15 protein-coding genes are annotated in these 12,636 nt (G+C 76.0%); 6 read left to right on the top strand and 9 right to left on the bottom strand.

Features of this window, described 5'->3' with window-relative positions; translation table 11 throughout:
* Nucleotides 1–234: 234 nt before the first annotated feature.
* A complete protein-coding gene (locus FA014_RS13265) occupies nucleotides 235–417 on the top strand; it encodes a hypothetical protein (protein WP_154730139.1) in 183 nt (60 codons plus the stop codon).
* 7 nt (nucleotides 418–424) lie between these two features.
* Here FA014_RS13265 and FA014_RS13260 read toward each other — a convergent pair whose 3' ends face one another.
* Nucleotides 425–988 (bottom strand): AMIN-like domain-containing (lipo)protein, encoded by a 564-nt coding sequence (locus tag FA014_RS13260; RefSeq protein WP_154730138.1) that lies wholly within the window; start codon nucleotides 986–988, stop codon nucleotides 425–427.
* Between the two features lie 117 nt (nucleotides 989–1,105).
* On the opposite strand from FA014_RS13260, the gene FA014_RS13255 reads away from it, so the two are divergent.
* Nucleotides 1,106–1,678: an HhH-GPD-type base excision DNA repair protein gene (locus FA014_RS13255; RefSeq protein ID WP_154730137.1), complete on the top strand. Its 573-nt coding sequence runs from the start codon at nucleotides 1,106–1,108 to the stop codon at nucleotides 1,676–1,678.
* 187 nt (nucleotides 1,679–1,865) lie between these two features.
* Here FA014_RS13255 and FA014_RS13250 read toward each other — a convergent pair whose 3' ends face one another.
* Together FA014_RS13250 and FA014_RS13245 are read right to left on the bottom strand one after the other, a co-directional pair.
* Nucleotides 1,866–2,624: an SDR family oxidoreductase gene (locus FA014_RS13250; protein WP_154730136.1), complete on the bottom strand. Its 759-nt coding sequence runs from the start codon at nucleotides 2,622–2,624 to the stop codon at nucleotides 1,866–1,868.
* Between the two features lie 58 nt (nucleotides 2,625–2,682).
* Nucleotides 2,683–3,075, bottom strand: coding sequence for a hypothetical protein (locus FA014_RS13245; RefSeq protein ID WP_154730135.1), 393 nt, complete (start codon nucleotides 3,073–3,075; stop codon nucleotides 2,683–2,685).
* A 161-nt stretch (nucleotides 3,076–3,236) separates the two neighbouring features.
* On the opposite strand from FA014_RS13245, the gene FA014_RS13240 reads away from it, so the two are divergent.
* Complete coding sequence (locus tag FA014_RS13240; protein ID WP_154730134.1) at nucleotides 3,237–3,617, top strand: YbjQ family protein; 381 nt, start codon at nucleotides 3,237–3,239, stop codon at nucleotides 3,615–3,617.
* A gap of 43 nt (nucleotides 3,618–3,660) precedes the next feature.
* Here the strand turns inward: FA014_RS13240 and FA014_RS13235 are convergent, their stop codons facing one another.
* The 4 genes from FA014_RS13235 to FA014_RS13220 all read right to left on the bottom strand — a co-directional run bounded on the left by FA014_RS13235 (nucleotide 3,661) and on the right by FA014_RS13220 (nucleotide 7,565).
* Nucleotides 3,661–5,295 (bottom strand): SulP family inorganic anion transporter, encoded by a 1,635-nt coding sequence (locus FA014_RS13235; protein WP_154730133.1) that lies wholly within the window; start codon nucleotides 5,293–5,295, stop codon nucleotides 3,661–3,663.
* Nucleotides 5,292–5,654, bottom strand: coding sequence for an ArsR/SmtB family transcription factor (locus FA014_RS13230; protein WP_230323141.1), 363 nt, complete (start codon nucleotides 5,652–5,654; stop codon nucleotides 5,292–5,294). Before FA014_RS13230 ends, FA014_RS13235 begins: the two co-directional genes overlap by 4 nt.
* A gap of 70 nt (nucleotides 5,655–5,724) precedes the next feature.
* Nucleotides 5,725–6,531: a coenzyme F420-0:L-glutamate ligase gene (locus FA014_RS13225; RefSeq protein ID WP_230323140.1), complete on the bottom strand. Its 807-nt coding sequence runs from the start codon at nucleotides 6,529–6,531 to the stop codon at nucleotides 5,725–5,727.
* 14 nt (nucleotides 6,532–6,545) lie between these two features.
* A complete protein-coding gene (locus tag FA014_RS13220; RefSeq protein WP_268865893.1) occupies nucleotides 6,546–7,565 on the bottom strand; it encodes a TIGR03557 family F420-dependent LLM class oxidoreductase in 1,020 nt (339 codons plus the stop codon).
* Nucleotides 7,566–7,721: 156 nt separating this feature from the next.
* Between FA014_RS13220 and uriH the strand changes: the two genes are divergently transcribed.
* Nucleotides 7,722–8,666 carry a uridine-preferring nucleoside hydrolase UriH gene (gene uriH / locus FA014_RS13215; protein WP_154730131.1) on the top strand — a complete coding sequence of 315 codons (945 nt, stop codon included), beginning with the start codon at nucleotides 7,722–7,724 and terminating at the stop codon, nucleotides 8,664–8,666.
* A 6-nt stretch (nucleotides 8,667–8,672) separates the two neighbouring features.
* Here uriH and FA014_RS13210 read toward each other — a convergent pair whose 3' ends face one another.
* Together FA014_RS13210 and FA014_RS13205 are read right to left on the bottom strand one after the other, a co-directional pair.
* Nucleotides 8,673–9,050 (bottom strand): hypothetical protein, encoded by a 378-nt coding sequence (locus tag FA014_RS13210; RefSeq protein WP_154730130.1) that lies wholly within the window; start codon nucleotides 9,048–9,050, stop codon nucleotides 8,673–8,675.
* An 88-nt stretch (nucleotides 9,051–9,138) separates the two neighbouring features.
* On the bottom strand, nucleotides 9,139–9,987 hold the full coding sequence (locus FA014_RS13205; RefSeq protein WP_154730129.1) for a LysR family transcriptional regulator: 849 nt from the start codon (nucleotides 9,985–9,987) through the stop codon (nucleotides 9,139–9,141).
* Between the two features lie 189 nt (nucleotides 9,988–10,176).
* On the opposite strand from FA014_RS13205, the gene FA014_RS13200 reads away from it, so the two are divergent.
* Both FA014_RS13200 and FA014_RS13195 read left to right on the top strand, forming a co-directional pair.
* Complete coding sequence (locus FA014_RS13200; protein WP_230323139.1) at nucleotides 10,177–11,625, top strand: MFS transporter; 1,449 nt, start codon at nucleotides 10,177–10,179, stop codon at nucleotides 11,623–11,625.
* Between the two features lie 103 nt (nucleotides 11,626–11,728).
* Nucleotides 11,729–12,511, top strand: a complete 783-nt coding sequence (locus FA014_RS13195) for a 4'-phosphopantetheinyl transferase superfamily protein (RefSeq protein WP_195969291.1) — start codon at nucleotides 11,729–11,731, stop codon at nucleotides 12,509–12,511.
* The last annotated feature ends 125 nt before the right edge of the window (nucleotides 12,512–12,636 follow it).

The raw sequence follows: 12,636 nt of genomic DNA, 5'->3' as shown, positions 1-12,636 counted from the left end.
CGACGCCGCGTTCGGCGCGACCGAGGCGGAGCGGGTCGACCAGCGACGCGACGTACTCCGTGACCTCGGCCATGGGTGCTCCCCCTCTTCCGCGCGGGCCCTCCTCCCCCGATCCTGGCAGGGCGGCGTCCACCCGGTCAGCCCCTCGCGATCACCCGGATGCGCCCTCCACCCGGGCCGTCCGCCGCCGATGGGTGGGGGGACAGGATGTCGTGGGGCCGGGCAGGAAGCGGGGTGATCAGCGTGCGTCAGCGCGTCATGTCCGTGCTCACCCTGGTGGGCTGCCTCACCGGCATCGTCGCCGTCCCGCTCGGCTGGGGCGCGCACGAGCCCGCGCGGTTCTGCGCCACCGCGGCCGACTGCCCGGACCTGCGGTGGCCCGCGCCGGCCGACCTGACCGGCGACCCCGCGCCCTGAGCACGCGTCAGCAGTCGACGTGCCCCGGGGCGCACCACTGGTGCCCGACGTCGACGACCAGCCGTGACCCCGCACCGGGCCCGGCCAGGACGAACGCCCGGAACGGCAGCCGCGCGCGCACGCCCAGGCCGACGGTCGAGACGCCCTCGAAGCTGCCCGCCCAGGCCACCTGCCGGAACGTCTGGTAGCCCGCGGTGCTGACCAGGTCGCTGCCCACGCCCACGAAGAACGCGTCGGTCGGCAGGACGTTCACCCGCGCGACGACCTCGAGCCGCGCGCCGCCGCGGACCGGGACCACGGCCCCGGAGCCGTCCGCGGTGACCGGGGACACGTACTGCACGGACCACGCCGTCAGCGGCTGGTCGACGTCCAGCACGAGCCGGTCGTAGCAGGCGTGCCGCCCCGCGCGGACGTCCGTGAGCTGCCCCGCGGACATCCCCGGGACGCCCTTCGCGAGCGACCCCCAGACCTGCCCGCAGTACGGGTGCGCCGCGGCCGCGGGGGCCAGGAGCACGCTCCCCCCGAGCAGCAGGGACAGGACGGACAGCAGGACCATCAGCCGGCGACGCATGGCGGTACCCCCTCGTACCCCGTCCACGGTCCGCCCGCCGGAGGACCCCGTCAACGGCCGCGTGGCACCCGCGGCGGGTGAGATCCGCGCCGCGTGGCGCTCGGGCACAATGGCGCGATGACCCTCTGGCTGACCGGCGACGCCGACGCGGACCGCCTGCTCGACTCCGACCCGTTCGCGCTCCTGGTCGGGATGCTCCTGGACCAGCAGGTCACGATGGAGTCGGCGTTCGCCGGCCCGGCCAAGATCGCCGCCCGCATGGGCGGGTTCGACGTCCGCCGGATCGCCGAGGCCGACCCGGAGGAGTTCGCGGCGCTGTGCGCCACCCCGCCGGCGGTGCACCGGTTCCCCGGCTCGATGGCCGGTCGCATCCAGGCCGTCGCCCGCGCGGTGGCCGACGACTACGACGGCGACGTCACGCGGATCTGGGCGGACGGCGAGCCCGACGGCGCCACCGTGCTGAAGCGGCTGAAGGCGCTGCCCGGGTTCGGTGACCAGAAGGCGCGCATCTTCCTGGCGCTGCTGGCGAAGCAGCGCGGGGTGACCCCGGCCGGCTGGCAGGAGGCCGCGGGGGCCTACGCCGACGACGTGCCGCGGTCGATCGCCGACGTGCGGGACCCGGAGTCGCTCCAGCGGGTCCGCGAGACCAAGCAGGCCGCGAAGGCCGCCGCCCGGGCCGCGAAGGCCTGACGCCGGGCGGCCCGGCGCGGCGACGCCGGCCAGGCCGCCGAGCGAGCAACCCCCGCGCCGAGCGAGTACCCGACGCGTCGAGCGAGTAGGCGGCGACTACTCGCTCGACGCGTCGGCTACCCCCTGGCGCGCAGGCGCACGGGCGCGCAGGCGCTGACGGGCACGGGCGCGGACGGGCGGGCGCGGGTCAGGCGGCCCGGGACGGCGATCCGAGCCACTCGTCGAACGTCAACCGGCCCTCGCGCGCACCCGGGCCGCCGCGCAGGGCGCCCGACGCGAGCCCCGCGCCGTACCGGCCGGGCAGCCGGACCTCGAGCACCCGTCGTCCGGTCCGGTCGTGCGCGGACAGCCGGCGGATCATCCCGGCCAGGGTGTCGTCCGCCGGCCCGACCAGGTCCGGTGCCCGCCCGACCGGGCCGCCCTCCACCACGTCGACCAGGTGCTCGGCCACCTCGATCGCCGCCACGGGGCGGGTCAGGGTCCGCGGCGCGAGCGTGACCGGCCCGAGCGACGCGCGCGCGACGATCTGCCCGGCGAACTCGTGGAACTGCGCGGCCCGGACGATCGAGTGCGGCGTCCGGGCGGCGGCGACCAGCCGCTCCTGCGCGAGCTTGCCCGCGTAGTACGAGGCGTCGATCCCGTCGATGCCGACGATCGACAGGGCGACGTGGTGCGGCACACCGACCCGCTCCTCGGCGGCGAGCAGCCGCCGGGTCGTCGCCGAGAAGAACGCGACCGCGCCCTTCGCCGACAGCGTCGTCGTGCTCAGCACGTCGACCACCGCGTCGGCCCCCGCGAGCGCGGCGTCCACCGCGTCCTCGGGGCCGCGGGCGAGGTCGACGCCCTCGGCGCGGCTCAGGACCGCCACCTCGTGCCCCCGCCCGGCGGCGACGCGCACCACGTGCCGCCCCACCACGCCCGTACCGCCGCAGACGGCGATCCTCATCGCGTCACTCCCCCTCGCCCCGCGCGCTCCGCGGCGGGGCGTCCGCCGGAACGGGCAGCTAGCCCGCGAGCCCCTTCGGCACCGACAGCCCGACGAGCCGCAGCAGCCGGACGACCGTCTCCTCGACGAACGTGTCCTCGGGCTCCTCGCCCTCGATCGCCATGAGCCGCCGGACCTCCTTCGGCTGCACGTCGAGCGCGCCGACGGCCTCCGCCCAGGTGGCGAACGCCTCGGCCTCCCCCTCGATGTCGACCGGCTCGCTCTCCGCCGGGTCGTCGTACAGGTCGCGCGGCTGGAACCCGAGGTAGAACCGCCCCAGGCCCTCGGGAGCAGGCCGGTAGTCGATCACCGCGATGTCGCTGTCCTGGACCTCGATCGCCAGGCTCGGGGTCGCGGCGAGGTCGCCGCCCCACGCGCCGCCGCCGTACTGGAACTTCTCGGACGTACCCAACCCGGGCCTCCCTCTCGTCGCGCCCCCGCCGTCGGTGCCGGACCCGCGGGCCCGGCCTGGCGATGCTAGCCGCGCCCGTCCGGGTGGCGGCGGACGCGGCGCCCGGGTGATCGCGTGCGTCCCGGTCGTCACCGGGGCAGCCGGGCTGGCACGATCGCCGCATGATCGTGGTGACCAGCAACGAGATCCCCGGCTACCGCATCCAGGCGGTGCTCGGCGAGGTCATGGGCCTGACGGTGCGCTCGACGAACATCGGGGCGAACTTCACGGCGGGCTTCCGCTCGATCGGCGGCGGCGAGATCCCCGAGTACACCAAGATCATGTACGAGTCCCGGCACGAGGTGATGCGCCGGATGACCGAGGAGGCCGCCCAGCGCGGGGCCAACGCGATCGTCGCGATGCGGTTCGACACCGACTCGATCGGGCAGTTCTCCGAGGTGTGCGCCTACGGCACCGCGGTCATCGCGGAGCCGATCCCGGGCGGCGAGCCGGGGGCGACGGGGCAGTCGGCGCAGATCGCGGCGCAGCAGCCGGGGCGCTGACTCGGCGCGCCCGCGCGCGCGCCGGCGGGCGCCCCGCGGCGGCTCACGCGCCCGCTCCCACGCGCGCCACGTGGCTCCGCGCGTGCGCGAGCGCGGGCTGCAGGTCGTCGAACAGGTGGTGCGGGTCGCGGAGCGCGGACACCAGCCCGGCGCGGCGCACCAGGGCCAGGTGCCGCTCCTGGACACCCTTGACCAGCACCGTCACGCCCCGCCGCTCGAGCCTCGTGACCACCTCGGCGAGGACCTGGACGCCCGTCGCGTCGAGGAGCTGGAGCTGGGACATCCGCAGGACCACGACGTCGACGTCCTCGATCCGGCCGACCCGCTCGAGCACCCGGTCCGCGGCCCCGAAGAACAGCGCGCCGTCGAGCCGCAGCAGCGCGATGTGCTCGTCGCCCGCCTGCCGCGGCCCCGGCAGCTCCTCGCGGCGCACCCCGGCGGAGCGCGCCACCGCGCGCAGCGTGAGGACCGCCGCGACGACGACGCCGATCCCGACCGCGTAGATCAGGTCGACCGCGACCGTGACGACGGCGGTCAGGGCGAACAGCAGCGCGTCGGGGCGGCTGGACCGGACCACCGCCGTGAGCGTCGAGACGTGCACCATGCGCACCGCAGTGACCATCAGGACCCCGGCGAGCGCCGCGAGCGGGATCCGCTCGACGACACCGGCGGCGGCGCTCACCACGACGAGGAGCAGGGCCGCGTGCACGACCGCCGCGGCCCGGGTCCGCGCGCCCGAGCGGACGTTGACCGCGGTCCGGGCGATCGCGCCGGTGGCCGGCATGCCGCCGAAGAACCCGGCGACGACCGACGCGAGGCCCTGCCCGACGAGCTCGCGGTCGGGGTCGTAGGGCCCCGTGTCCGAGTGCGCCGCCGCCACGCGGGCCGACAGCAGCGACTCGACGGCGGCGAGCGCCGCCACCGCGACCGCCGGCCCGACCAGGTGCTGCACGGTGCCGAGGTCGAGGTCCGGCAGGGCCGGTGCCGGCAGGCCGGCGGGCAGCCGCCCGATGGTGGCGAGCGGCGGGTCGAGGAGCACGGCCGCGAGCGTGACGACGACGATGGCGACGATCGACCCCGGGACCGCCCGGTGCACGCGGGGCGCGACCGCCATCACCAGCGCCACGACCGCGACGCACCCGAGCGGCCAGGCGGCGGCCACCGGCGACGACTCGCCCGCCGCCTGCACGGCCGCGACGGCGGCGTTGGCGTCGTGCCCGGCGGCGTCGACACCCAGCGCGGCGGGCACCTGCTGCAGGAAGATGATGACGGCGATGCCGAGCGTGAACCCCTCGACCACCGGCCAGGGGATCATCCCGACGAGGCGGCCGAGGCGCAGCACGCCGGCGAGCACCACCAGGGTCCCGGCGACGACGCAGACGACCCCGAGCGCGGCGGCGCCGTGCGCGGCCACGATCGGCGCCAGCACCACGACCATCGCGCCGGTCGGGCCGGAGACCTGGACGGGCGAGCCGCCGAACACCGCCGCGACCAGGCCGGCGACGACCGCCGTGACCAGCCCGGCCTCGGCCCCCGCGCCCGAGCTCACCCCGAACGCCAGGGCGAGCGGGAGCGCGACGATGCCGACGGTGACGCCCGCGAGCAGGTCGGCGCGCCAGGTGCGCGGCAGGTCGGCGTAGTCGCGGCGTCCGGGCAGCAGCGAGCGCCAGCCGGTCACCGGGCGGGCCGCTCGTCGGCGCCGGCGGGCTCCTGCAGCGTGGCCTCGAGCCGCTGCCGCGTGGTCTGGAGCATCTCGGCGAGCAGCTCGCGGGACACGCGCAGCAGCTCGGCCACGAGGGGCGACGCGAGCCGGTACCGCACCTGGGCGCCCTGCCGGTCCGACTCGACGAGCTCGTAGCGGCGCAGCACGCCGAGGTGCTGGGAGAGGTTGGACGCCTCCAGCCCGGTCCCCGCGATCAGGTCGGCGACGGACACCTCGCCGCCTTCGTCGAGCAGCTCCAGGACCCGGATCCGGGCGGGGTGCGCCAGCCCCTTGAAGAGGTTGGCCTTGATCTCGGAGAGCGGGTGCTCGGCCACGGAGTTCCTTCGCCAGATGATGAATTGATGAATTCATCATATGGGTGCCGGGGCGTCCCCGACCGGGACCTCAGCGTGCCCCGGACCCCGCCGCGTCCTTCCACCCGCGCGCGTACGCCTCCGCGGTGCCCTCGGCGAACATGTCGTCCGGTCCGGTCCGCACCAGCACCCGCGCGCCCGGCCCGTCCTCGACGGTCACGACGTGCGCCAGGCCGCGCACCACCGCCACGGGCCGGCCGGTCGCCTTGCCCTTGACGAGCTCCGCCGCGGCGGCGATCTCGTCGGCGACGGCCGCCATGCTGACCTGCAGCGGACGGCCGTGCGTGTCCGTCGACCCGCGCAGGTCGTCCAGGACCTGCACGCCGGCCGCGCCGATCGCGATGTCCGTCTGCCCCTGCCGCCACGGCCGCCCGGCGGTGTCGCTGACGACGACCCCGAGCGTGACCCCGAACCGCTCGGACAGCGCCGCCCGCAGCGCCCGGGCGGTGGCGTCCGGGTCGACGGGCAGCAGCAGGACCGTGCCCTCGTCGGTGTTGGACGCGTCGACACCGGCGGCGGCCATGACCAGGCCGAGCCGGTTCTCGACGATCCGGGTGACGCCGCCCGGGTGCTCCCGGGTCGCGACGACCCGGACCGTCTCGGCGGTGATGGCCGCCTCGCGGTCCTCGGCCTGCACGACGCGGCCCTCGGCCTTCGACACGACCTTGCTGGTCACGACCAGGACGTCGCCGTCCGCGAGCGCGGTGGCGGGCCGGGCCGCGGCGTCGGCCGCCAGGGCGTCGCCCAGCAGCGTCGCCAGGTCGTCGCCGGGGCGCACCTCGGCGATGCCGGGGACGCCCCAGGCGGTGAGCAGGTCGGCGGCGGCCGACGCCGGCACCGGGCCGGGCACGGTCAGCGCACCAGCTTCGGCAGCACGTCCCGCCCGAACACGTCGATCCACTCGCGCTGGTTCCGGCCGACGTTGTGCAGGTAGACCCGGTCGAAGCCGAGGTCGACGTACTTCTGGATCTCCGCGCGGTGCACGTCCGGGTCGGACGAGATGACCATGCGGCCCTCGAAGTCCTCGGGGCGCACGAGCTTGGCCATCTGCGCGAAGTCGAACGGCGACCGGATGTCGCCCTTGGGGAACTTCATGCCGCCGTTGGGCCACTCGACCATGGCGTTCTCCATGGCCTGCTCGTCGGTCTCGGCCCAGGACAGGTGCAGCTGCAGGACCTTCGGCAGGTCCTGGGGGTCGCGGCCGGACTCGCGGACGCCCTCGTCGAACTTGCCGAACAGGCCGCTGATCTTCTCCAGCGGCGCGCCGACGGTGATGAGGCCGTCGGCGTGCTTGCCGGCGCGCTTCGCGGTGACGGGGCCGGCCGTGGCGACCAGGATCTCCGGGGCGACCTCGGGCATGGTCCACAGCCGGGTGGACTCGAGCTTGTAGAACTGCCCCGCGTGCTTGACGTCCTTGCCCGCGAGCGACGCCGAGAACAGCTTCTTGATGATGTCGATGGCCTCGAACATCCGGTTGATCCGCTCGGGTGCCTCGGGCCAGTACTGCGCCGTGATGTGCTCGTTCAGCGCCTCGCCGGAACCCAGGCCGAGCCAGTGCCGCCCGGGGTACATCGCGGCGAGCGTCGCCGAGGCCTGCGCGACCATCGCCGGGTGCCAGCGGAACGTCGGCGCGGTCACGCCCGGGCCCATGTCGCCGGTGGTCCGCTCGCCCAGGGCGGCGAGCACGTTCCAGACGAACGCGGACTGCCCCTGCTGCGGGACCCACGGCTGGTAGTGGTCGGCCGCCATCGTGCCGAGGAACCCCTGGGACTCCGCGTAGGCGGACAGCTCGACCGCCTCGGTCGGATGGAACTGCTCCAGCATCGCCGCGTACCCGACCTGCAGGCCCTCGGCCACCACACCCTGTGCCACGGACGTTCTCCCTCGTGCCCGGGCCGCGCGGACGCGCGACCCACCGTCGAGCCTAACCAGCGGGTGTTACCGGGACATTCCGTCTGCGCGACGTGTGGGCCTTGACCCCGCCCGCCGCGCGCTGGGACGCTCCCCCGGCCGACGTGAGGAGCACCGATGCCCCGCCCGATCATCCTCGACTGCGACCCCGGCCACGACGACGCGGTGGCCCTGCTGCTGGCGCACGGCAGCCCGGAGGTGGAGCTGCTCGCGGTCACGACCGTCGCGGGCAACCAGGACCTCGCGAAGGTCACCCGCAACGCGCTCGCCGTCGCCCGGGTCGCCGGGCTCGCCGGCGTCCCGGTCGCCGCGGGCGCGGACCGCCCGCTGGTCCGCGTCCGGGACCACGCCGCGAGCGTCCACGGCGAGTCCGGCCTCGACGGGCCGGTGCTGCCCGAGCCCGCGCAGGCGCTCGACCCGCGGCACGCGGTGGACCTGATCGTCGAGACGGTGATGTCCCGCGAGGCGGGCACCGTGACGCTCGTCCCGACCGGGCCGCTGACCAACATCGCGCTGGCGGTGCTGCGGGAGCCGCGGATCGTCGACCGGGTCCGGCAGGTCGTGCTCATGGGCGGCGCGTACCGGACCGGCAACTGGTCGCCGGTGGCGGAGTTCAACATCCGGGAGGACCCCGAGGCCGCACGGGTCGTGCTGCGGGCCGGCTGGGACGTCGTGGTCGTCGGGCTCGACCTGACGCACCAGGCGCTCGCCACCCCGGACGTCGTGCGCCGGATCGCCGGCGTCGGCACCGCGCCCGCCCGGTTCGTCGAGGAGCTGCTCGCGTTCTTCACCGCCTCGTACCGGGAGACGATGGGGTTCGACGCCCCGCCGGTGCACGACCCGTGCGCCGTCGCCTACGTGATCGACCCGGCGGTCATGACCGTGCGGCGGGCGCCGGTCGACGTGGAGCTCGCCGGCGAGCTGACGACCGGGATGACCGTGGTCGACCTGCGCGGTCCCGCGCCCGACGGCTGCCCGACGGCGATCGCGCTCGAGCTGGACCGGGAGCGGTTCTGGGACCTCGTGGTCGACGCGCTGGAGCGGATCGGCGAGCCGGCCTAGGGCGGCTCAGGCCCCGCGGAACAGGTGCGCCAGGTGCCCCCGGGCGTGCAGCTGCGCGGCGACCGCCTCGCTCACCTCCGCGAACACGTTCTCCGACCGCTGGACGCCGAACACCCCGCCCATCGCGCCCGCCCCGGAGTCCCGGGCGAACCGCGCCACGGGCGTGCCCTGGTGGTCGAAGAACCGGACCTCGTAGACGAGCCGCTGGTTCTTGCGGCCCGCGAGCACGCCGAGCATCGCGGTCGCGGTCGCGCTGCCCCGGGCGACCTCCCACGAGCCGTCCGCCCGCGGCGTGACCGTGAAGCCGTGCTCCGCGAGCGCCTCGGCCAGCGCGGCGCGGGCGGCGTCCGGGTGGCCGGACAGGAAGTAGTCGGCGCTCGCCACGGGGGGGTCCTCTCTGGTCGGCTGCCCGGACGGTGCCGCCGGGCCGGGCGAGACCGTAGCGCAGTCGAGCCACCGGCGCCCCGGCTGGTCAGCGCGGCGCCTGACCCAGGATCGCCGAGGTGAGCGCCTCGATCGGCTCGCGCGGCGACTGCGGGTTGGCGACGAGCGTGATGTCGACGTCCCCGAGGTCCGGCAGCCCGAGCGCGGCGGCCGGCAGCTGCACCAGGTCCTCGGGCAGCAGGCTCTGCGGGAGCACCGCGATCCCGAGGCCCGCCCGCAGCGCGGCGAGGACCCCGTTGACCTCGATGACCTTGCAGGTGGTGCGCCACGGCCGGCCCGCCTCGGTGAGCGCACGCACCGCGGCCTGCCGGGTCAGCGAGGCGCCCTGGTAGGTGATGAGCGGGACCGGCGCCTGGGCGTCGACGGCCGTGCCGGGCACCGCCACCCAGACCAGGCGGTCGCGGCGGACCAGCTGCCCCTCCGCCTGGCCGGTCGCCTCCTTGATGTAGACCAGGTCGAGCTGCCCCGCCCGGAGCCGCCGGTGCAGCGCGCCGCTCTGCGCGACCGTCAGCTCCAGGTTGATCCGGGGGTGTAGCCGGCGGAAGTCGCGCAGCACCCGCGGCAGCTGGGCGAGCGCGAGGTCGTCGGCCGCGCCGAACCGCAGCCGGCCGTGCATCGCCGAGCCGGTGAAGTACCGGGTCGCCTCGTCGTGCGCCGCGAGGATCGTCCGCGCGAACGTCGCCATCGCCTGCCCGTCGTCGGTGAGCTGCACGCCGCGGGTGTCGCGGTCGAGCAGCCGGCGACCGGCGGCGTCCTCGAGCTTGCGCATGTGCTGGCTCACCGTGGGCTGCGAGAGGGACAGCCGAGCCGCGGCGCGCGTGAAGTTCAACGTCTCGGAAACGGCGAGGAAAGTGCGCAGCTGGTCGGGGTCAAACACGGCGATCCTCCGGCTCGGACGGTGGCCCGCTGACCTGTGGCACCACCACACGATCATTACAGAACGTGATCGCAGTCATTGCCGCTATCACCTCAAGAAATCGCGCCGGGAGCCGTAGCCTAGAGGGACACGACTCGTCCGGACCCGTTCCGCACCCACACCACACGCATCCCTCAGCAAGGAACACCTGTGCCCTCGGCTCGCCGCCACGCCCCGTCCCCGACCCGCACGCCCCGCCCCGCCACCGCCACGAGCCGCCTGCGCCGCACGCTGCACGGCCCCCGCCTCGCGCTGCACCGGCGCCCGGCCCCGGTGACCGACACCCCCGCCGACGCCGCGGCCGCGTCGCAGACCGCCCCGGAGCCCGCCGCGCCGAAGCCGCGGAACGCGACGCTCGCCGCGCTCGGCGTCCGGAACTTCCGGCTCTACGTCTTCTCCCAGGTGCTGACGAACACGAGCGGCTGGGCCGCACGCGTCGCCCAGGACTGGCTCGTGCTCAGCCTCACCGGCTCCGCGGCCCTCGTCGGCCTGACGGTCACGCTGCAGTTCCTCCCGATGCTGCTGCTCGGCCTGGTCGGCGGCGTCGTCGCCGACCGGTTCCCGCGGCGGCGCGTCCTCATGGTCACCCAGTCGGTCTTCGGGCTCTCGACCCTCACGATCGGCGTGCTCGCGATCAGCGGGCACGTCCAGGCCTGGCACGTGCTGGTCGCCGCGTTCGTCAGCGGCCTGGCCACCGTGTTCGACAACCCGGCGCGGCAGGCGTTCGTGCACGAGGTCGCCGGGCCCCAGCACCTCCGCCAGGCGATCAGCGTGAACTCCGCCGTGTTCCAGCTCGGCGGCCTGGTCGGCCCCGCCGTCGCCGGCGGCCTGATCAGCGCGGTCGGCGAGGGCTGGACGTTCCTGCTCAACGCGGTGGCCTGCCTCGCCGCGGTCGGGCTGCTCGCGGTCATGCGGGCCGCCGAGCTCGCCGCGACGCCGGTCGTGGCGCGCGCCAAGGGCCAGCTCCGCGAGGGCCTGGCCTACGTGCGGCGCAGCCCCCGGATCCTGTGGTCGGTCGTGCTGGTCGGCTTCGTGGCGGTCACCGGCGTCAACATGGCGACGGTCCTCGCGGCCTACACCGACCAGGTGTTCCGCACCGACGCCGGCGGCTACGCGCTGCTCACCTCGATGCTCGCGGTCGGCGCGCTCACCGGCGCCCTGCTGTCCACCCGCCGCCGCGGCAGCCGGATCACGCACCTGGTGCTGCTCGCCGGGGCGATCGGCCTGCTGCAGCTGCTCGCCGCCGCCGCGCCGTCCCGTCCGGTGTTCATCACGGTGCTGATCGCGATGGGCGTCGTCACGCTGCTCTACCTCACCGGGTCGAACACGCTCGTGCAGACGACCGTCGCCCCGCACGTCCGCGGCCGGGTCATGGCGCTCTACGTGCTGGTGCTGCTCGGCGCGCAGGCCGTGTCCGGGACGCTGATCGGCTGGGTGTGCGAGCACCTCGGTGCGCGGGCCGGCATGGTCGCGTGCGGCGTCGGCCCGCTGCTCGGCGCGGTCGTCGTCGGCCTGGCGCTGGCCCGTCGCAGCGACGGCGGCACCCGGGCGACGTTCCACCGCTTCACGCACCGCTCCCCCGCGTCCGTCGCCGCCTGACGCCTCGCTCGAGTTCGCCGGTTCCGCGCCGAGAGCACGCGCGGAACCGGCGAACTCGCGCGCAACCGGCGAACTCGGGCGCCCTCCGCGGGAGGATGGCGGCGTGCCCCCGATCCGCGTGCGCCGCGCCGGCGTCGTCGCCGCGTCGGCGCTGCTGCCGCTGCTCGACCCGCGCGAGCGCGAGCGGCTCGACCGCGCCGTGCCCGGTGATCGCGACGCCGTCGCGTCGGTGCTGCTGCTCGCGCGGCTCGCCGTCGCGGAGGCGTGCGGGGTGGAGCCGGACGCCGTCCGCGTGCGGCGGCGCTGCCCCCGCTGCGGGTCGGCAGGGCACGGCGTCCCCGTCGCCGACCGCGCGGACGGCGGGCCGGTGCCGCACCTCTCGCTGAGCCGCGGGGACGACGTCGTGGTCGTGGCGCTGACGGACGGCGGGCCCGTCGGGGTCGACGTCGAGCGGACGGGCGCGCGCGCCGATCCCGCGCGCCCGGGCCCGGATCGCCCGCACCACCACGTCGGACCCGCCACGCCGGGCGCCGGGCGGGCTCGACCCGACGAGGACCTCGCGCGCGTCGTGCTCGCGCCCGGGGAGCCGGCTGCCGCCGGGCCGCACGGGCTGCTGCTCACCTGGGCGCGCACCGAGGCGGTGCTCAAGGCCGCGGGGACGGGGCTCGCGGTCGACCCGCGGGCGCTCCGGGTGTCCGACGCCGCCGGGCGGCCGGAGGTACGGGTCGTGGACCCAGGGGCGGCAGCCGCACTGACCCCCGCGCCCGGCACCCGCTGGTGGCTGACGGACCTCGACGTCGGCGCGGACCACGTCGCCGCGCTCGCCGCGCTGCTGCCGTCGAGCGCGCCCCCGGCGCTCGACGACCGCACCACCCACCTCCCCTGACCGCGCACCACCGCCGAGGTCGAGGCTCTGAGGCGAGGTCGAGCGGTTCAGCGGGCGCGACACCGCCAGACGCTCGACCTCGGCGGGCGGCCGGCGCGGCCGGCGCGGCCGGCGCGGCGGGCGGC

The sequence above is a fragment of the Cellulomonas hominis genome (assembly GCF_005239125.1).
GTDB lineage: Bacteria > Actinomycetota > Actinomycetes > Actinomycetales > Cellulomonadaceae > Cellulomonas > Cellulomonas hominis_A.
The sequence above is the reverse complement of the archived record's forward strand: the minus strand, read 5'-3'. Positions and strand labels throughout refer to the sequence as shown.

Coding starts and splice junctions, on each gene's coding strand:
- FA014_RS13260 (WP_154730138.1), bottom strand. CDS start 988: ATGCGTCGCCGGCTGATGGTCCTGCTGTCCGTCCTGTCCCTGCTGCTC.
- FA014_RS13250 (WP_154730136.1), bottom strand. CDS start 2,624: ATGAGGATCGCCGTCTGCGGCGGTACGGGCGTGGTGGGGCGGCACGTG.
- uriH (WP_154730131.1), top strand. CDS start 7,722: ATGCCCCGCCCGATCATCCTCGACTGCGACCCCGGCCACGACGACGCG.
- FA014_RS13255 (WP_154730137.1), top strand. CDS start 1,106: ATGACCCTCTGGCTGACCGGCGACGCCGACGCGGACCGCCTGCTCGAC.
- FA014_RS13240 (WP_154730134.1), top strand. CDS start 3,237: ATGATCGTGGTGACCAGCAACGAGATCCCCGGCTACCGCATCCAGGCG.